The organism is Pseudomonas sp. LBUM1670 (assembly GCF_059695695.1).
This window is the reverse complement of sequence record NZ_CP166783.1, coordinates 5,034,935-5,052,776: the sequence shown is the minus strand read 5'-3', so window position 1 is coordinate 5,052,776 and position 17,842 is coordinate 5,034,935. Positions and strand designations below refer to the sequence as shown.

Genomic DNA, 17,842 nt, shown 5'->3' with positions numbered 1-17,842 from the left:
GGAACGCTGTGCGACTGCGACTGATCGCCGTCGGTTCACGCATGCCCAAGTGGGTGGAAGAAGGCTGGCATGAATATGCCAAGCGTCTTCCGTCCGAGCTGGCGCTGGAACTGGTGGAAATACCGCTCAACACCCGTGGCAAGAACGCCGACGTGGCACGCTTCATCCGTCAGGAAGGCGAAGCCATGCTGGCCAAGGTCGGGCCGAACGAGCGCGTTGTCACCCTCGAAGTCCACGGCAAGCCCTGGAGCACCGAGCAGTTGGCGGTCGAACTCGATCGCTGGCGGCTCGACTCGCGCACGGTGAATTTCATGGTCGGCGGCCCCGAAGGGCTGGCGCCGGAAGTCTGTGCGCGGGCCGATCAGCGCTGGTCGTTGTCGCCGTTGACGTTGCCGCACCCGCTGGTGCGGATTCTGATCGGCGAACAGCTGTACCGTGCCTGGACAGTTCTGTCCGGCCACCCTTACCACAAGTAGTTCTGCCTCATGTCCCAGCCGATCCGCATCAAGGACCACGAAAAAGACGCCCGTCTGGTGCGTGGCCGCGTCGTGTTCGGGGCAATTGCGGTGGTGGCGCTGTTCGGCGTGCTGATCGCACGGCTGTATTTCCTGCAGGTGATCCAGTACGAGTACCACTCGACCCTGTCGGAAAACAACCGCGTCCACGTGCAGCCGATTCCGCCAACGCGTGGGCTGATCTTCGACCGTAATGGCGTGGTGGTGGCCGACAACCGGCCGAGCTTCAGCCTGAGCATGACCCGCGAGCGTTCCGGCGACTGGCAGCAAGTGCTCGACGTGATCGTCGAAGTGCTGGAGATGACGCCCGAGGATCGGGTGATTTTCGAGAAGCGCATGCGGCAGGGGCGTCGGCCATTCGAGCCGGTGCCGATCCTGTTCGAGCTGACCGAAGAGCAGATCGCCCGCATCGCCGTGAACCAGTTCCGCCTCCCGGGTGTGGAAGTGGTTGCGCAACTGGTGCGGCATTACCCGCAGGGCGCGCACTTTGCGCACTCGGTGGGTTACATGGGGCGGATCAACGAGAAAGAACTGAAGTCCCTCGATCCGGTCAATTACAGCGGCACGCACCACATCGGCAAGACCGGCATCGAGCGGTTCTACGAACCCGAGTTGCACGGTCAGGTGGGTTACGAAGAAGTCGAGACCAACGCGCGAGGCCGCGTCTTGCGCGTGCTCAAGCGCACCGATCCGATTCCCGGCAAGGACATCGTCCTGAGCCTGGACATCAAGTTGCAGGAAGCGGCCGAAGCGGCACTCGGCGGTCGCCGTGGTGCGGTGGTGGCGCTGGACCCGGCGACTGGTGAAGTACTGGCGATGGTCAGTCAGCCGAGTTTCGACCCGAATCTGTTCGTCACCGGCATCAGCTTCAAGGCTTACTCCGAGCTGCGCGATTCCATTGACCGCCCGTTGTTCAACCGCGTGTTGCGCGGTCTGTACCCGCCGGGTTCGACCATCAAACCGGCGGTGGCGGTTGCCGGTCTGGACGCGGGTGTCGTGACGGCGTCGAGCCGGGTGTACGACCCCGGCTATTACCAGTTGCCCAATTACGACCACAAATACCGGAACTGGAACCGCACCGGTGACGGCTATGTCGATCTGGATACGGCGATCATGCGGTCCAACGACACCTACTTCTACGACCTGGCGCACAAACTGGGGATTGATCGGCTGTCGGCCTACATGAGCAAGTTCGGCATCGGCCAGAAGGTGTCGCTGGACATGTTCGAAGAGTCGCCGGGGTTGATGCCTACGCGGGAATGGAAGCGCGCGACACGCCGTCAGGCCTGGTTCCCGGGCGAAACGCTGATTCTCGGAATTGGCCAGGGCTACATGCAATCCACGCCGCTGCAACTGGCCCAGGCCACGGCGCTGGTGGCCAACAAGGGTGTGTGGAACCGTCCGCACCTGGCCAAGACCGTCGAAGGCGAGCGGCCGAAGGATGACAATCCGATGCCGGACATCATCCTGCGCGACCCGTCCGACTGGACCAGGGTCAACCACGGCATGCAGCAAGTGATGCACGGTGCTCGCGGTACGGCGCGCAAGGCATCGATCGGCGCGCAATACCGGATCGCCGGCAAAAGTGGTACGGCCCAGGTGGTCGCGATCAAGCAGGGCGAGAAGTACGACCGCTCCAAGGTTCAGGAGCGTCATCGCGACCACGCCTTGTTCGTCGGTTTCGCGCCGGCCGACAACCCGAAAATCGTGGTGTCGGTGATGGTCGAGAACGGCGAATCCGGTTCCGGCGTCGCCGCGCCGGTGGTGCGCCAGGTCATGGACGCCTGGCTTCTGGACCAGGACGGCCGACTGAAAGCCGAATACGCCAGCCCAATCAGTGCGGAGGCTACGGCCCGTGAAGAGTAATTTCGATCGCATCCTCTCCAGCGAGGATGTGATGCGTCGTCGTGCGACGCTGTTGCAACGCATGCACATCGACGGCCCGTTGCTGATCCTGCTGCTGACCCTCGCCGCCGGCAGCCTGTTCGTCCTGTATTCGGCCAGCGGCAAGAGCTGGGATCTGCTGGCCAAACAAGCCACGTCGTTCGGCATCGGCCTGGTGTCGATGATCGTCATCGCCCAGTTCGAACCGCGCTTCATGGCTCGCTGGGTGCCGGTCGGTTATGTGCTCGGCGTGCTGTTGCTGGTGGTGGTGGACGTCATGGGCCACAACGCCATGGGCGCCACGCGCTGGATCAACATTCCGGGGGTGATCCGCTTCCAGCCTTCGGAGTTCATGAAGATCCTGATGCCGGCGACCATTGCCTGGTACTTGTCCAAACGCACTTTGCCGCCGCAGCTCAAGCACGTGGGCGTCAGTCTGTTTCTGATCGGTTTGCCGTTCATTCTGATCGTGCGCCAGCCCGACCTGGGCACTTCGTTGCTGATTCTCGCGGGCGGCGCATTTGTTTTGTTCATGGGTGGCCTGCGCTGGCGCTGGATTCTCAGCGTGCTGGCCGCGGCCGTGCCAGTGGCCGTGGCGATGTGGTTCTTCATCATGCACGACTACCAGAAGCAGCGAATCCTGACGTTCCTCGACCCGGAAAGCGATCCGCTGGGGACCGGCTGGAACATCATTCAGTCGAAAGCGGCCATCGGCTCCGGCGGCGTATTTGGCAAAGGCTGGCTGCTGGGCACCCAGTCCCACCTGGACTTCCTGCCGGAAAGCCACACTGACTTCATTATTGCGGTCATGGGCGAGGAGTTCGGTCTGGTCGGCATCTGCGCACTGCTGCTGATTTACCTGCTATTGATCGGCCGTGGGCTGGTGATTACCGCCCAGGCCCAGACATTGTTCGGCAAATTGCTCGCGGGCAGCCTGACCATGACGTTTTTTGTTTACGTTTTCGTCAACATCGGTATGGTCAGTGGCCTGTTGCCGGTTGTGGGGGTGCCGTTGCCGTTCATTAGCTACGGAGGAACTTCGCTGGTAACGCTGCTGTCAGCGTTTGGGGTTTTGATGTCGATCCATACCCATCGTAAGTGGATCGCACAAGTTTGAATAAGGTGAAGATTTCAATGCAAGTAATGCGTGGCTGGGCGACTCGAAATGCGCCATGGGTCAGCCTGGTAAGCATCCTTGGCATCGCGCAGGACGCGTTGGCCGGCGATTACGAAGGCACCCCCCAGGTGGCCGAATTCGTCGGTGAAATGACCCGCGACTACGGCTTTGCCGGTGAACAGCTGATGGGCGTGTTCCGCGAAGCCGAGCGCAAACAGGCGATTCTGGACGCGATCTCGAAACCCGCGGAGCGGGTGAAGCAGTGGAACGAGTATCGCCCGATGTTTATCACCGACGCCCGCATCGCCCGCGGCGTGGATTTCTGGCGGCAGCACGAGGCGGTACTGGCCCGTGCAGAGCAGGAATACGGTGTGCCGGCCCAGGTGATTGTCTCGATCATCGGCGTTGAGACCTTTTTTGGCCGCAATACCGGCAATTACCGGGTAATCGACGCCTTGTCGACCCTGGGTTTCGACTATCCTCCCCGTGCCGAATTCTTCCGCAAGGAATTACGTGAATTCCTGCTGCTGGCCCGAGAAGAACAGGTCGATCCACTGACCCTCAAAGGTTCCTACGCCGGGGCGATGGGCTTGCCGCAGTTCATGCCGAGCAGTTTCCGCGCCTATGCGGTGGATTTCGACGGTGACGGCCACATTAATATCTGGACCAATCCCGACGATGCCATCGGCAGCGTCGCCAGTTATTTCAAGCGTCACGGCTGGGTGTCCGGCGAGCCTGTGGTCAGCCGCGCCGATGTGCGTGGCAGTCAGATCGACCAAGGTTTGACCACCGGCATTGAACCGACTAAAACCGTCGGGGAGTTGCGGGCGCTGGGGTGGTCAAGTCATGATGCGCTGCGCGATGATATGCCGGTCACGGCATTCCGCCTGGAAGGTGACAATGGCCCTGAATACTGGATGGGCCTGACGAATTTTTACGCGATCACGCGTTATAACCGCAGCGTGATGTACGCCATGGCCGTGCATCAACTGTCTGAACAGCTGGTCCAAGCACGGGGCGTCAAGTAATGCGGGCATTGCCTATGAATAAACCCCTGAAGCTGCTGGCATTCGCCGCGTTGGCGGTGCTGGTCGCCAGTTGTTCGACCAGCCGCTCGCCGACACAGAAGTCTTCTTCCACCGCCGTGCGCCCGGCGCCGGGGCTGGACATCAACCGCGCCCACAAAGATGGCGCACCGTGGTGGGACGTCGACGTATCGCGCATCCCGGATGCCACGCCGACCCTGCACACCGGTCCTTACAAGGCCAACCCGTACACCGTGCTGGGCAAGACTTACTTTCCGCTGCAAGAGTCCAAGACCTACGTCGCCTCGGGCACGGCGTCCTGGTATGGCACCAAGTTCCACGGCCAGAACACCGCCAATGGCGAGGTGTATGACCTGTATGGCATGAGTGCCGCTCACAAGACCTTGCCACTGCCAAGTTACGTTCGGGTGACCAACCTGGACAACAACAAGACCGTGATCCTGCGGGTCAACGACCGTGGCCCGTTCTACTCGGACCGCATCATCGACTTGTCCTACGCCGCCGCGAAGAAACTCGGTTATGCCGAAACCGGCACTGCGCGGGTCAAGGTTGAAGGTATCGATCCTCAGCAGTGGTGGGCGGCCAAAGGCCGTCCGGCACCTTTAATGCTCAACGAGCCGCAAGTCGCGCAGAATACCGCGCCGACGATTACCGCTTCGGCCGGCACGGTCGAACAATGGACACCGCCGCCGCAGCAACACGCCGCGGCCGTCGTGCCCGTGCAGATCGATGCAAAAAAAAACGCTTCTGTACCAGCCTCTGGCCAGTATCTGCAGGTGGGCGCGTTCGCCAACCCGGACGCTGCAGAACTCCTGAGATCGAAGCTCAGCGGGATGGTGAGCGCTCCGGTGTTCATCAGTTCGATCGTGCGCAATCAACAGACACTGCATCGGGTGCGCCTGGGGCCGATCGGCTCGCCGGGTGAAATCCAGCAAGTGCAGAACAGCGTGCGGACGGCCAATCTCGGTTCACCGAGCGTGGTCACCGCCGAGTAATACGTAGTACTTGATTGAGGGTTCACTTGCGGTTTGGGGGGTGAACCTGGTTGTTGGCTCGTTGAAGAACAAAAGCCCGGCAAGGGTTGAGAGTGAACGACTGAACACGTGACAGCTCGTTATTAAGCTGTCTGATTAGTTTTGCCCTCGGGCAGTTTCCATTAGCGATTTCGAGAGACGGATGAACATCACCACCTTTGCCAAACGCCTGTGCCTTCTAGTCCCGCTGCTCCTCTCGCCTGCCGCTTTCGCGGTCGAGATGATGCCGTCGCCGCCACAACTGGCCGCCAAAGCCTATGTGCTCATGGATGCCAGCAGCGGCAACGTGCTGGTCGAGAACAACGGTGACCAGCGTCTGCCGCCTGCCAGCCTGACCAAGCTGATGACCGCTTACATCGCGACCCTGGAAATCCGTCGTGGCCAGATCGGCGAAAACGATCCGGTGACCGTCAGCGAAAACGCCTGGCGTACCGGTGGTTCGCGGATGTTCATCAAGGTCGGCACGCAGGTGACCGTCAGCGACTTGCTGCACGGCATCATCATTCAGTCGGGCAACGACGCCAGTGTTGCGCTCTCCGAGCACATCGCCGGCAGCGAAGACGCCTTCGCCGACATGATGAACAAAACCGTGGCCGACCTGGGCATGACCAACAGCCACTTCATGAACCCGACCGGTCTGCCGAACCCTGAGCACTACTCGTCGGCTCACGACATGGCCGTGCTGGCTCGCGCAATCATCCACGAAGACCCGGCTCACTACGCGATCTACTCGCAGAAAGAGTTCTTCTGGAACGGCATCAAGCAGCCTAACCGCAACCTGCTGCTGTGGCGCGACAAGACCGTCGACGGTCTGAAAACCGGCCACACCGACGAAGCCGGCTACTGCATGGTGTCTTCGGCCGTACGTGATGGCATGCGCCTGATCGCCGTGGTGTTCGGCACCAACAGCGAAGTGGCTCGTGCATCGGAAACCCAGAAGCTGCTGACCTACGGTTTCCGCTTCTTCGAAACCCAGACCTTCTATCAGAAAGGCGCCGAGCTGGCTCAGGCCCCTGTCTGGAAAGGCAGCACCAACCAAGTCAAGGCCGGCCTGGCTGAAGACCTGACCATGACCCTGCCAAAAGGCCAGCTGAAAAAGCTCGCTGCCAGCATGACCATGAACCCGCAACTGGTTGCGCCAATCGCCAAGGGCGACGTGATCGGTAAAGTCGAAGTGAAGCTGGACGACAAGGTGGTGCACAGCGCTGACCTGATCGCCCTGGACGCGGTCGACGAGGGTGGTATCTTCCGTCGCATGTGGGATAGCATCCGTCTATTCTTCTACGGCTTGTTCAACTGAATTAGTGTGGACTCTCATGGCCCCGCTCCAATCCGGAGCGGGGCCATGTCCGTTGCCACGGCTTACGAGGCCGTTACGCCATGACAGACACCGAAGTAAAGGCGCCAAAGATCGAATTCCCCTGCGCGGATTACCCGATCAAGGTGATCGGCGACACCGGCGTGGGTTTCAAGGACAAGATCATCGCGATCCTTGAGAAACACGCGACCGTTGACCACAAGACCCTGGCCGAGCGCCAGAGTACCAACGGCAAGTACACAACCATCCAGCTGCACATCATCGCCACCGGTCAAGAACAGCTGTACGACATCAACAGCGAGTTGCGGGCTACCGGTTTCGTGCACATGGTGCTGTGATGTCTGGCACGCTGGGCTTTCGCGAGCTTGGCCAGATGGCTTACGAGCCGGTCTGGCATGCGATGCAGCGCTTCACCAACGAACGCGGCAGCGATGCCGCTGACGAGATCTGGCTGGTGGAGCACCCGCCGGTGTTCACCCAGGGCCAGGCCGGCAAGGCCGAGCACCTGCTGCTGCCGGGCGATATTCCGGTGGTGCAGGTCGATCGCGGTGGCCAGGTGACCTATCACGGTCCCGGCCAGTTGGTGGCCTACCTGTTGCTCGATGTACGCAAGCTCGGTTTCGGCGTGCGTGACCTCGTCACGCGCATGGAACATTGCCTGATCGAGTTGCTGGCCAGTTACGGCGTCACTGCCGCGGCCAAGCCGGATGCGCCGGGTGTCTACGTCGACGGAGCGAAAATCGCTTCCCTGGGTTTGCGGATTCGCCACGGTTGCTCCTTTCATGGCCTGGCCCTGAACGTGGACATGGACCTGGAACCGTTTCGACGGATAAATCCCTGCGGTTACGCCGGGCTGGCGATGACCCAGCTGAGCGATCACGCAGGAACGATTGAATTTGCCGAGGTAAGTGCCCGGCTGCGCGCGCAGCTCGTCAAACACCTCGACTATGCTGAGCAGACGACCCTAACGGGCGGAATCGACTGATATGACTACTGATGCAGTGCAAACCATGATCCCGACGCTGGATGTTACCGAGCGTCCGGCCCCGCGTGCCAAGGTTGAAGCCGGCGTCAAGCTGCGCGGCGCCGAGAAGGTTGCACGCATCCCGGTGAAGATCATCCCGACCACCGAACTGCCGAAGAAGCCCGACTGGATCCGCGTGCGCATCCCGGTTTCCCCGGAAGTCGACCGCATCAAGGCCCTGCTGCGCAAACACAAGCTGCACAGCGTGTGCGAAGAAGCGTCCTGCCCGAACCTGGGCGAGTGCTTCTCCGGCGGCACCGCGACGTTCATGATCATGGGCGACATCTGTACCCGTCGCTGCCCGTTCTGCGACGTTGGCCACGGCCGTCCGAAACCACTGGACGTCAATGAGCCGGAAAGCCTGGCCATCGCCATCGCTGACCTGAAACTGAAATACGTTGTGATCACCTCGGTGGATCGCGACGACTTGCGTGACGGTGGTGCCCAGCACTTTGCCGACTGCATCCGCGAAATCCGCAAACTGTCGCCGAACGTGCAGCTCGAAACGCTGGTGCCGGACTACCGTGGCCGTATGGACGTCGCGCTGGAAATCACCGCTGCCGAGCCGCCGGATGTGTTCAACCACAACCTGGAAACCGTGCCGCGCCTGTACAAGGCTGCGCGTCCGGGTTCGGACTACCAGTGGTCGCTGACCCTGCTGCAACGCTTCAAGCAGATGATGCCGCACATTCCGACCAAGTCCGGTCTGATGCTGGGTCTGGGCGAGACCGACGAAGAAGTCATCGAAGTCATGAAGCGCATGCGCGAACACGACATCGACATGCTGACTTTGGGCCAGTACCTGCAACCGTCCCGCAGCCACTTGCCGGTGCAGCGTTTCGTGCACCCGGACACCTTCGCTTGGTTCGCCGAGGAAGGTTACAAAATGGGCTTCAAGAACGTCGCTTCCGGCCCGCTGGTGCGTTCTTCGTACCACGCTGACGAGCAGGCGAAGCTGGTTAAAGCTGAATTGATGTCGTCCTTGTAACAAAACGCCCGCAAGGTTTTTCAACCTTGCGGGCTTTTTTTTATTAGTCGTGCCTACGGCAACTACAGTCTTTTCCTGCAACCTGCGGGGCGATTGACCCTCTTCTGTTTGTCCCCGTTCCTGACTACTGTGTGCTGAAGATTTCGCGCAGGGAGATTCATGGATGACCGTTCGACCGACCCACACACTGTTTCCACATACGCCGGTTCCGGCCTTGCCCCGGGAAGGGCTGATCGGCGTGATCGCGCCCGCCGGCCCCGCTGCGCTGGACACCGACAAAGCCATTGCCTGGATGCGGGCTCGCGGTTACGCACTGCGAATCTTTCCCGGTGTCTACAAGCAGGACGGCTACCTGGCCGGCAGCGACGATGTACGCCTCAATGACCTGCACGCGGCGTTCGCCGACTGTGAAGTCGATGCAATCATTTGCCTGCGCGGCGGTTATGGCACACCGCGTTTTCTCGATCGCATCGATTTCGAGTTGCTGCAAAACAACGTCAAGCCGTTCATCGGCTACAGCGACATCACTGCGTTGCACCTGGCGATCAGCCGTTACGCGGGGTTCGTGACCTTTCATGGTCCGTTGCTCAATGCTGACCTGTTGGGGGACAAGCAAAAGCCTACCGAGGCCTCGTTTTTCAACATGCTCAGAGGACAGGTGAAGGCGGGCAGTGTGTTGACGCACCCGGTGGCCTATCCGTTGACCACCATCGAGCCTGGCATCGCGCACGGCCGCTTGCTGGGCGGCAATCTGGCGATGATTGCCGCAACCATGGGCACGCCTTATGAGATTGATGCCGAGGGCGTCATCCTGTTCATTGAGGACATCAACGAGCCGTTGTATCGCATTGATCGGCTGCTGACTCAGCTTCGTCTCGCGGGGACGCTGGGCAAGTTGCGCGGGGTGCTGGTGGGGGATGTGGCCGGTGTTGATGCGGTTGCGCTGGAGCGATTGCTCAAGCAGACCTTTGAACCGTTTCGGATACCGGTGCTGTCGGGGTGGCGGAGCGGGCATTGCGATCCGAACCTGACGTTGCCGATGGGGGCGTTGGTGAGGCTGGATGCGGGGAACAAGGAGTTGGTGTTGGAGCAGGATGTTGTAACCAGGCGATAGAGTTTCATCGACTGGTAGTCAGTCTTCGCGAGCAAGCCCGCTCCCACCTTCGACCGTGTTTCCATGCAAGAACGCGGTTAAGTGTGGGAGCGGGCTTGCTCCGGGCGGCGTTCCGACGAAGGCGGTATCAGCCGTTCAACTGACTATCGGTTACGCAGACCTTCAAGCAACTTGTGCGTCGGATACCCGTCCGCCGGCCAGCCAAACGACTGCTGCGCACTGCGGATCGCTTTGCGGGTGTTGGCGCCGATAATGCCATCGGCCGTGCCCGCGTCGTATTTCTGCGCGCTCAGCAGATTTTGCAGCTCGATCCGCTCGGTACGGCTCAGCGGCAGATCATCCTTCGGCCAGGCGCCGTTGATCAGGCCCGCGCCGTTGAAGCGCTCGGACAGCAAACTGACGGCCAACGCGTAGGACGAGGAGTTGTTGTACTTGAGAATCGCACGGAAGTTGTCGAGCACCAGGAACGCCGGGCCGCGATAACCCGCCGGCAGCAACAGCGCCGCGGACAGGTGTTCGGAGCCCGCTGGAACCTGTCCGCCGTTAGGCAGCGTCACGCCCAGTTGCTGCCATTCGGCGACACTCTTGCGGATCGTGCCATCGGCCAGCACGTAGTTGAAGCTGCCCGGTAGCTGAACTTCAAAGCCCCATGGCTGACCTCTCTGCCAGCCAGAGCTTTGCAGGTAGTGAGCGGTCGAGGCCAGGGCGTCGGCGGAGCTGCCCCAGATGTCGCGGCGACCGTCGCCATCGAAGTCCACCGCATGGGTGTTGTAGGTGGTCGGGATGAACTGGGTCTGGCCCATGGCGCCAGCCCAGGAACCGAGCATCTGCTCCGGCTCGATATCGCCCTGTTGCAGGATCTGCAGGGCTGCGATCAATTGCGCGTGGGCGAAGCCTGGGCGTCGGCCTTCATAGGCCAGGGTCGCCAGGGAGTTGATCACCGACTTGCTACCTTGGAACTGACCGAAGTTACTCTCCATGCCCCACACCGCGACCAGTGCCTGACGATCGACGCCGTAGCGCTGCTCGATGCTTTGCAGGATGTCCGCGTACTGGCTGACCAGCGCCTGACCTTTGCGCACCCGCAGCGGCGACAGGGCGCCGTCGAGGTACTCCCACACCGGGCGGGAAAATTCCGGTTGGCTGCGGTCGGCACGGATCACGCTGGTGTCCAGGCTGACATTGGCGAAGGCGCGATCAAACAGGTCGGCGCGGATGCCGGCGGCCAGCGCATCCTTGCGGAAACCCGCCTGCCATTCGGCGAAGGTCTGGGTGGGCTGGATGTCGAGGTTCTCACCGGTCGGCACCACGGGCGGAATCACCGCAGGGGCTGACGCGACGGGGAGGGTCTGAAGCGGTTGGGCGTCGGCGGCGGTCGGTTTTTCCGCGCAGGCGACAAGCAGAACGAGGCTGGAGGCAGCTATCAATTGGCGCAGGTGCCAACGACGGGAAATACAAAAGGGCATGCACGGGTCCAGGGAATACGAATCAGGTGCAGACCTTAACATGTTGAGCGATGGCTTGCCTTTCAGGCCGCCAGAAAGTAAGAAGCCTCCCAGTTGTCAGACTGGAAGGCTTCGCGGCGGTAGCTGCCTTTGCCCTTGCCGGCTCGTTCCTGACGGCTGCGGAACAGTGGCTGGGCGATGATGGATTTGGCCTTGTTATGGCCATTCCTGGATGGCTTTTTGCTCATGATCAGATCTCTCGATTGAGTGGGTTTTGCGGGGGGAAATGATCTGCCGAAGTTTAGGTTCTGTCTAGACCCCACATTGCGTAGGACCTTTCGGACGCCTTCGCTGTAGGAGCGAGCTCGCTCGCGAAGAACCCGAGGGCACTGCGGTCTGTCAGGATGCCCGCATCATCGTTGACGTCCTTCGCGAGCAAGCTCGCTCCTACAGCGAATTGCCGTTATGCGATCGAACGCCTTACTCGGCAGGCAATGTCAGCCGCTGCCCAGCCATCAACAACGACAACCGGCTCAAGCTCATCCACGGCGAACCCGCAGCCTGGCCCTTGATCTGTGCGTCGATACGCTGGGCTTCCAGCAACAGCTGCGCCCAGCGTTGCGCCGAGTAGCGTTGCAGGGCTTTGCTCATCAGCGGTTTGCGCTTGTCCCAGACCGGCGGTCGGGCAGAGCTGAAGGCTTTGTCCAGCGGCACGCCCTGACTGTATTGCAGGGAAATATTGGCCAGCAGACGCAGTTCACGGGCCAAAGCCCAAAGAATCACCGGCGGCTCGACACCTTCACCGCGCAGCCCTTCAAGCATGCGCAGGGCATGCGCTGCTTCACCGTTGAGAATCGCGTCGGTCAGCCCGAAGACATCGAAACGCGCGCTGTCGGCCACCGCCGCTTGCACGGTCTCGACGGTGATCTGCCCACCTTCGGCCATCAGTTTGAGTTTTTCGATTTCCTGGGCGGCGGCCAGCAGGTTGCCTTCGACGCGCGCGGCGATCAGTTCGACGGCGTCCTGGCTGGCGGAGAGCCCGGCCTGGGACAAGCGCTGGCGGATCCAGCTCGGCAACTGGTTGGCGTCCACCGGCCAGATTTGCACGAACTGGGTGTGCTGGCCTTCGACCAGCGCCTTGCCCCACTTGGTTTTCTGCGCGCTGCCGTCGAGTTTCGGCAGGCTGATCAGCAACACGGTGTCTTCAGCCGGTCGCGAGCAGTACTCGATGAACGCGGCCGCCCCTTTGTCACCGGGTTTGCCAGATGGCAAACGCAGTTCCAGGAGGCGTTTTTCCGCGAACAACGACATGCTCGCGCCGGCTTGCAGCAACGTCCCCCAGTCAAAACTGGCGTCGGCGGCGAACACCTGACGTTCGTCGAAACCTTGTTGCCGAGCGGCTGCACGAATCGCGTCGGCGGCTTCCTGGCACAGCAACGGGTCGTCGCCACTGATGACGTAGACCGGCGCGAGAGTGCCTTGCAGGTGCTTGGCGAGTTGGGCGGGGGCGAGTTTCATAAGAGAGGGCGAACGGGGCGCCTGAGCGCCCCGTAAGTCTTACTGCTGCTGCGGGATTTCGATGGGCGACTGACGCGGCGTTTCCGCTTCAGCCTTTTGCGCGGCTTCCAGTGCCGCAGCGTCAGCCTTGGCCTTGGCCTCGGCGGTCTGTTGCATGTGATCCAGCTGAGCCGGGGACAACTGCTGCAAGCGCAGCATCAGGCGTTGAACCAGTTCGCGACGGATCTCCTTGCGAGCATCCTTGGCTTCCTGGTCGGAACCCACCAGGTTGTTGCCGTCGTGGATAAAGACTTTCTGTACTTCGAGCTTGTCGCTCAGCAACGGCAGGTCGTGCTCACCACGGATGTCGTAGTTGAGTACTGTGGTCACCTGGTACTCGCCAGTACGGCCGGCGCCCGCATAGCTGAGAATGCGCTGGCTTTCCTGCTCATCGGACAGCACCAGTTTGTAAGGCGCGCCCGTGTGGATATTGACACCGCTGCTTTCCAGCAACTGACGCATCATGGTCACGGTTTCGCCGTAGGAGTTGCGTGCACTCAGGTCGAGTTCCTTGAAGGCGAGTTCATAGGTGCCAGTGCCGCGCAGCTGGAAACCGCAGGCGCTCAACAGGACCGCAAGGCCCATCACCAGCAAATTGCGTTTGATCATCTTGTTGCTCCCCTTGAAACCATGTGGGCCGACCGTGCGGCCCGAAAGGTTTTACTCGGCGCCAGGCTCACCTGGCGCCTGATCCAATTAGCTGGCGACGATATTGACCAGTTTCCCGGGCACTACGATCACTTTACGAATAGTCAGGCCGTCGACGAAACGCAGCACGTTTTCGTTGATACGGGCAGCGGCTTCGATCTCTTCACGCGTCGCGCTGGCCGGCATTTCGATCTGGCCACGCAGCTTGCCGTTGACCTGGATAACCAGTGTCAGGCTGTCCTGCACCAGTGCGCTGTCGTCCAGCACCGGCCAACCGGCGTCGATCACAGGCTCAGCGTGACCCAGTTGATTCCACAGCTCGTGGCTGATGTGCGGGGTGATCGGAGCCAGCAGCAGCGTCACGCTTTCCAGACCTTCGTGAATCAGCGCGCGATCCTGTTCGGTAGCCTGTGCGGCTTTTTCCAGCACGTTCATCAGCGTCATCACCTGAGCGATGGCGGTGTTGAATTTGTGGTTCTGGCCGACGTCGTGGCTGGCCTGCTTGATAGCCAGGTGGATCGAACGGCGAATGGCTTTCTGCTCGTCGTTCAGGCTGGCGACGTCCAGTTTGCCCGGCAGGCCCTGAGTCACGTGCGCTTGAGCCAGACGCCAGACGCGCTTGAGGAAGCGGTGCGAACCTTCTACTCCGGAGTCGGACCATTCCGCGCTCATGTCAGGTGGCGAGGCGAACATCATGAACAGGCGGCAGGTGTCTGCGCCGAACTGGTCAATCATCGACTGTGGGTCGACGCCGTTGTTCTTTGACTTGGCCATCTTCTCGGTGCCGCCGATTTCCACCGGCAGGCCGTCGGCGATCAGCTTCGCGCTGATGACCTTGGCCTTGCTGTCGCGTTCGAGTTCGACGTCCGCCGGGTTGAACCAGGTGTAAGCACCGTTGGCTTCGCGACGATAGTAAGTCTCGGCGATCACCATGCCCTGGGTCAGCAGGTTCTTGAACGGTTCGTTGGAGCTCACCAGGCCTTCGTCGCGCATCAGCTTGTGGAAGAAGCGCGCGTAGAGCAGGTGAAGAATCGCGTGTTCGATACCGCCGATGTACTGATCAACCGGCAACCAATGGTCGGCCGCGGCTTTTTCCACCAAGCCACCTTGATAGTGCGGCGAGGCGTAACGGGCGTAGTACCACGAGGACTCGACGAACGTGTCCATGGTGTCGGTTTCACGCTTGGCCGGTGCGCCGCATTTCGGGCAAGTGCACTCGTAGAACTCCGGCATGCGCGCCAGCGGCGAACCCGCGCCGTCCGGTACAACGTCTTCCGGCAACACAACGGGCAACTGATCTTCCGGGACCGGCACATCACCGCAGGTATCGCAGTGGATGATCGGAATCGGGCAGCCCCAGTAACGCTGGCGGCTGATGCCCCAGTCGCGCAGGCGGAACTGGGTGCGAGAGGCACCGAGGTTTTTCTTGATCAGCGCGACTTCCATGGCATCGAAGGCGCCTTCGAAGTCGAGGCCGTCGAACTCGCCGGAATTGATCAGCGTGCCGTGCTCGCCGTAGGCGTCTTGCCACGGGGACGGGTTGGTGTCACCGGAACTGGTGCGCACCACGGATTTGATCGGCAGGTTGTACTTGTGGGCGAACTCGAAATCACGTTCGTCGTGCGCCGGGACCGCCATGACCGCGCCATCGCCGTAGTGCATCAGCACGTAGTTGGCGACCCACACCGGGAGCTTCTCACCGGTCAGCGGGTGCTCGACGAACAGCGAAGTCGGCAAGCCTTTTTTCTCTTGAGTGGCGACGTCGGCTTCGGCGACGCTGCCGCCCTTGCATTCAGCGATGAACGCTTGCAGCTCAGGGTTGTTCTGCGCGGCCAGGGTCGCCAGATGGTGTTCGGCGGCCACAGCAACGTAGGTCGCGCCCATCAGGGTGTCCGGACGGGTGGTGAAGACTTTCAGTGCACCGGTTTCGCCGATGGAGTCGACGTTGTACGGGAACTGCACTTCCATGCCGCGGGATTTGCCGATCCAGTTGCGCTGCATGGTCTTGACCTGTTCAGGCCAGCCGGTCAGCTCGTCGAGACTCTCCAGAAGCTCATCCGCGTAAGCGGTGATCTTGAAGTAGTACATCGGGATTTCGCGCTTTTCGATCAGCGCGCCGGAACGCCAGCCGCGGCCGTCGATCACCTGCTCGTTGGCCAGAACGGTCTGGTCGACCGGGTCCCAGTTCACGGTGCCGCTTTTCTTGTAAATCACACCTTTTTCGAACAGGCGAGTGAACAGCCATTGTTCCCAACGGTAATAATCCGGCTTGCAGGTGGTCACCTCGCGGGACCAGTCCACCGCCAGGCCCAGGCTGCGCAGCTGGGTTTTCATGTAGGCGATGTTTTCGTAGGTCCACTTGGCGGGCGCTACGTTGTTCTTCATCGCGGCGTTTTCCGCCGGCATGCCGAAGGCGTCCCAACCCATGGGTTGCAGAACGTTTTTGCCTTGCATGCGCTGATAGCGGGAGATCACGTCGCCGATGGTGTAGTTGCGCACGTGCCCCATGTGTAGCTTGCCGCTGGGGTAAGGGAACATCGACAGGCAATAGAAAGTCTCCTTGCCTGGCTGTTCACTGACTTCAAAGGACTTTTGCTCGTCCCAGAACGACTGGGCGGCGGCTTCGATTTCACGGGGCTGATATTGTTCGTGCATGGCTACTTTTGAACTGAATAGGGGTGGCCTAATCCTCTTCAATGCGACGCTGGACGGTGATCACGCCAAATCGGCGTTGCGGTGCCCAAGCGAGCTGGAAGTGGAGTTACAGGAAGCGCCGTAGCATACATGACCGCACTCTACCGAGGGAAACCCTGATTACTGCCGCGCGTCTTGCAGAAATGGCTGCGAGGGCCGTTGGTCGCGGCGTTCAGCCGGTTTGTTCATGGAAGCTAAGCTCTAAATGGGGAGCGAGTCTTATCTTCAATGAGGTGAGGGATGGTTGATTCACAGCAAGAAGTTACAAAACCGGAGCTGTACGAAAGACTGATCGATCGTCTGGGAATGGCCCTGGACGCGGCAAAAACTGCTGACCGGTTGCGCGATGAACGTCCCCTTGAGCTGGAGTTGCGTGGCCTGAGCCCCGCAGAATTTGCACTGGTCAAGGCGTATCTGGACCGCAGTGAACGTGAAACACACGGATGCTTGTCAGAAGCAGTGAAGCAACTCGACGCACCACGTTCGGCCAAGATCATCTGGCTCAAGGACAAGACACCCGGCAGGGATGCGGTAAAGATCCGGTCTCTGCAATTCAAGTAAGGGCGCTTGAACCCCTGACGTATGGCTTTTTTGAAGCATAGTCCTTTCGCATTTGTTGTCGCATTGCATCAATCCACTTAGGCTTCGGGCATCTTCAGGAGATGCTCGATGCCTTTTCGTTACTTCGTAAAACAACTTCTGCTACCGCCCGGCATTTTATTGCTGTTACTGGTGCTTGCCTGGTGGTTTCGCCGCTCAAGACCGCGGCTTGCGGGTGTGTGCTTTGTATTGGGCGTGGGCGGCTTCTGGTTGATGAGTTTGCCGGTGGTGGTGCAGTGGAGCGCGGCGGCCCTTGAGCGTGAACCGCCGCTGGCGCGCGAGGAATGGGCAATGCTGGGGCAGCGCGCCGACGCGATTATCGTGCTCGGTGCGGGACGGGAGCGTGGTGATCCGGCCTGGGGGGCAGACCAGCCGACCGGTGTTGCGCTGGAGCGCGAGCGTTATGCGGCGCGACTGGCCAAGGCGTCCGGCCTGCCGGTGTTGACCAGTGGCGGCCTGCATTACGGCACACCACCGACAGAAGCCAAATTGATGGCGGACTCGTTGCTCGATGATTTCGGCGTCACCGTGCGTTGGCAGGAAGGGCGCAGCCGTACGACTTGGGAAAACGCGCAGTTCAGTGCCGAAGTGTTGCTGCCACAAGGGATCAAGCGCGTTGTGGTCGTGACTCAGGCCTGGCACATGCCACGGGCGGTCTCGAGTTTCCAGAAGGCAGGATTTGAGGTGGTGGCGGCGCCTGTAGGGTTCTTGGGCGTAGACAATGCGCGACCGCTGGGCGGCTGGATGCCGGAATTCAAGTCGATCTGGCAGAGCGGGCAATTGTTGAATGAGGCGGTGGGGCAGGTGGGGTATCGGTTGTTCTATCGAGGGGATGTCGCGGCTGATTGATTCGGTGCC

17 protein-coding genes are annotated in these 17,842 nt (G+C 60.8%); 12 read left to right on the top strand and 5 right to left on the bottom strand.

From position 1 onward, the window contains the following. The first annotated feature begins 8 nt into the window (after positions 1 to 8). The 10 genes from rlmH (at position 9) to ACA073_RS23035 (ending at position 10,040) form a co-directional block, all read left to right on the top strand. On the top strand, positions 9 to 476 hold the full coding sequence (rlmH, locus tag ACA073_RS23080) for a 23S rRNA (pseudouridine(1915)-N(3))-methyltransferase RlmH (protein ID WP_007937439.1): 468 nt from the start codon (positions 9 to 11) through the stop codon (positions 474 to 476). 9 nt (positions 477 to 485) lie between these two features. Next, positions 486 to 2,381, top strand: coding sequence for a penicillin-binding protein 2 (gene mrdA, locus ACA073_RS23075; RefSeq protein ID WP_497399746.1), 1,896 nt, complete (start codon positions 486 to 488; stop codon positions 2,379 to 2,381). A 31-nt stretch (positions 2,382 to 2,412) separates the two neighbouring features. Next, positions 2,413 to 3,516 carry a rod shape-determining protein RodA gene (rodA, locus tag ACA073_RS23070; protein ID WP_497404208.1) on the top strand — a complete coding sequence of 368 codons (1,104 nt, stop codon included), beginning with the start codon at positions 2,413 to 2,415 and terminating at the stop codon, positions 3,514 to 3,516. A gap of 17 nt (positions 3,517 to 3,533) precedes the next feature. Beyond that, a complete protein-coding gene (gene mltB / locus ACA073_RS23065; RefSeq protein ID WP_497399744.1) occupies positions 3,534 to 4,544 on the top strand; it encodes a lytic murein transglycosylase B in 1,011 nt (336 codons plus the stop codon). After that, positions 4,544 to 5,557, top strand: coding sequence for a septal ring lytic transglycosylase RlpA family protein (locus ACA073_RS23060; protein WP_497399742.1), 1,014 nt, complete (start codon positions 4,544 to 4,546; stop codon positions 5,555 to 5,557). The genes mltB and ACA073_RS23060 overlap by 1 nt, the downstream gene beginning before the upstream one ends. Positions 5,558 to 5,738: 181 nt before the next feature. Beyond that, a complete protein-coding gene (locus ACA073_RS23055; protein WP_214379033.1) occupies positions 5,739 to 6,896 on the top strand; it encodes a D-alanyl-D-alanine carboxypeptidase family protein in 1,158 nt (385 codons plus the stop codon). A gap of 80 nt (positions 6,897 to 6,976) precedes the next feature. Continuing rightward, the gene (locus tag ACA073_RS23050; protein WP_008152827.1) at positions 6,977 to 7,252 is read left to right on the top strand and encodes a DUF493 domain-containing protein; all 276 of its coding nucleotides are present in this window, start codon (positions 6,977 to 6,979) and stop codon (positions 7,250 to 7,252) included. Continuing rightward, positions 7,252 to 7,899 (top strand): lipoyl(octanoyl) transferase LipB, encoded by a 648-nt coding sequence (lipB, locus tag ACA073_RS23045; protein WP_497399740.1) that lies wholly within the window; start codon positions 7,252 to 7,254, stop codon positions 7,897 to 7,899. The genes ACA073_RS23050 and lipB overlap by 1 nt, the downstream gene beginning before the upstream one ends. Before the next feature lies 1 nt (position 7,900). Next, positions 7,901 to 8,926: a lipoyl synthase gene (gene lipA / locus ACA073_RS23040; protein WP_109786349.1), complete on the top strand. Its 1,026-nt coding sequence runs from the start codon at positions 7,901 to 7,903 to the stop codon at positions 8,924 to 8,926. A 163-nt stretch (positions 8,927 to 9,089) separates the two neighbouring features. Continuing rightward, entirely contained in the window at positions 9,090 to 10,040 is a 951-nt protein-coding gene (locus tag ACA073_RS23035) for a S66 peptidase family protein (protein WP_497399738.1), read from the top strand. 143 nt (positions 10,041 to 10,183) lie between these two features. On the opposite strand, the gene ACA073_RS23030 is transcribed toward ACA073_RS23035, so the two are convergent. The 5 genes from ACA073_RS23030 to leuS all read right to left on the bottom strand — a co-directional run bounded on the left by ACA073_RS23030 (position 10,184) and on the right by leuS (position 16,345). Next, complete coding sequence (locus ACA073_RS23030; protein ID WP_497399736.1) at positions 10,184 to 11,506, bottom strand: lytic murein transglycosylase; 1,323 nt, start codon at positions 11,504 to 11,506, stop codon at positions 10,184 to 10,186. A gap of 62 nt (positions 11,507 to 11,568) precedes the next feature. Then, positions 11,569 to 11,733: an alternative ribosome rescue factor ArfA gene (gene arfA / locus ACA073_RS23025; RefSeq protein ID WP_461953080.1), complete on the bottom strand. Its 165-nt coding sequence runs from the start codon at positions 11,731 to 11,733 to the stop codon at positions 11,569 to 11,571. A 232-nt stretch (positions 11,734 to 11,965) separates the two neighbouring features. Further along, positions 11,966 to 13,003 (bottom strand): DNA polymerase III subunit delta, encoded by a 1,038-nt coding sequence (holA, locus tag ACA073_RS23020; RefSeq protein WP_497399733.1) that lies wholly within the window; start codon positions 13,001 to 13,003, stop codon positions 11,966 to 11,968. Positions 13,004 to 13,042: 39 nt separating this feature from the next. Then, positions 13,043 to 13,651, bottom strand: coding sequence for an LPS-assembly lipoprotein LptE (locus ACA073_RS23015; RefSeq protein WP_497399731.1), 609 nt, complete (start codon positions 13,649 to 13,651; stop codon positions 13,043 to 13,045). Between the two features lie 87 nt (positions 13,652 to 13,738). Next, positions 13,739 to 16,345: a leucine--tRNA ligase gene (gene leuS / locus ACA073_RS23010; protein ID WP_497399729.1), complete on the bottom strand. Its 2,607-nt coding sequence runs from the start codon at positions 16,343 to 16,345 to the stop codon at positions 13,739 to 13,741. Between the two features lie 279 nt (positions 16,346 to 16,624). On the opposite strand from leuS, the gene ACA073_RS23005 reads away from it, so the two are divergent. Further along, positions 16,625 to 16,945 carry a hypothetical protein gene (locus tag ACA073_RS23005; RefSeq protein ID WP_497399727.1) on the top strand — a complete coding sequence of 107 codons (321 nt, stop codon included), beginning with the start codon at positions 16,625 to 16,627 and terminating at the stop codon, positions 16,943 to 16,945. Positions 16,946 to 17,053: 108 nt separating this feature from the next. Beyond that, positions 17,054 to 17,833 (top strand): YdcF family protein, encoded by a 780-nt coding sequence (locus ACA073_RS23000; RefSeq protein WP_497399725.1) that lies wholly within the window; start codon positions 17,054 to 17,056, stop codon positions 17,831 to 17,833. Positions 17,834 to 17,842: the final 9 nt, after the last annotated feature.

Bases quoted from the DNA above. Each gene is read 5' to 3' on its own strand.
- mrdA (WP_497399746.1), top strand. From the start codon at position 486: ATGTCCCAGCCGATCCGCATCAAGGACCACGAAAAAGACGCCCGTCTG.
- rodA (WP_497404208.1), top strand. From the start codon at position 2,413: ATGCGTCGTCGTGCGACGCTGTTGCAACGCATGCACATCGACGGCCCG.
- mltB (WP_497399744.1), top strand. From the start codon at position 3,534: ATGCAAGTAATGCGTGGCTGGGCGACTCGAAATGCGCCATGGGTCAGC.
- ACA073_RS23060 (WP_497399742.1), top strand. From the start codon at position 4,544: ATGCGGGCATTGCCTATGAATAAACCCCTGAAGCTGCTGGCATTCGCC.
- ACA073_RS23055 (WP_214379033.1), top strand. From the start codon at position 5,739: ATGAACATCACCACCTTTGCCAAACGCCTGTGCCTTCTAGTCCCGCTG.
- ACA073_RS23050 (WP_008152827.1), top strand. From the start codon at position 6,977: ATGACAGACACCGAAGTAAAGGCGCCAAAGATCGAATTCCCCTGCGCG.
- lipB (WP_497399740.1), top strand. From the start codon at position 7,252: ATGTCTGGCACGCTGGGCTTTCGCGAGCTTGGCCAGATGGCTTACGAG.
- lipA (WP_109786349.1), top strand. From the start codon at position 7,901: ATGACTACTGATGCAGTGCAAACCATGATCCCGACGCTGGATGTTACC.
- ACA073_RS23035 (WP_497399738.1), top strand. From the start codon at position 9,090: ATGACCGTTCGACCGACCCACACACTGTTTCCACATACGCCGGTTCCG.
- ACA073_RS23030 (WP_497399736.1), bottom strand. From the start codon at position 11,506: ATGCCCTTTTGTATTTCCCGTCGTTGGCACCTGCGCCAATTGATAGCT.
- arfA (WP_461953080.1), bottom strand. From the start codon at position 11,733: ATGAGCAAAAAGCCATCCAGGAATGGCCATAACAAGGCCAAATCCATC.
- holA (WP_497399733.1), bottom strand. From the start codon at position 13,003: ATGAAACTCGCCCCCGCCCAACTCGCCAAGCACCTGCAAGGCACTCTC.
- ACA073_RS23015 (WP_497399731.1), bottom strand. From the start codon at position 13,651: ATGATCAAACGCAATTTGCTGGTGATGGGCCTTGCGGTCCTGTTGAGC.
- leuS (WP_497399729.1), bottom strand. From the start codon at position 16,345: ATGCACGAACAATATCAGCCCCGTGAAATCGAAGCCGCCGCCCAGTCG.
- ACA073_RS23005 (WP_497399727.1), top strand. From the start codon at position 16,625: ATGGTTGATTCACAGCAAGAAGTTACAAAACCGGAGCTGTACGAAAGA.
- ACA073_RS23000 (WP_497399725.1), top strand. From the start codon at position 17,054: ATGCCTTTTCGTTACTTCGTAAAACAACTTCTGCTACCGCCCGGCATT.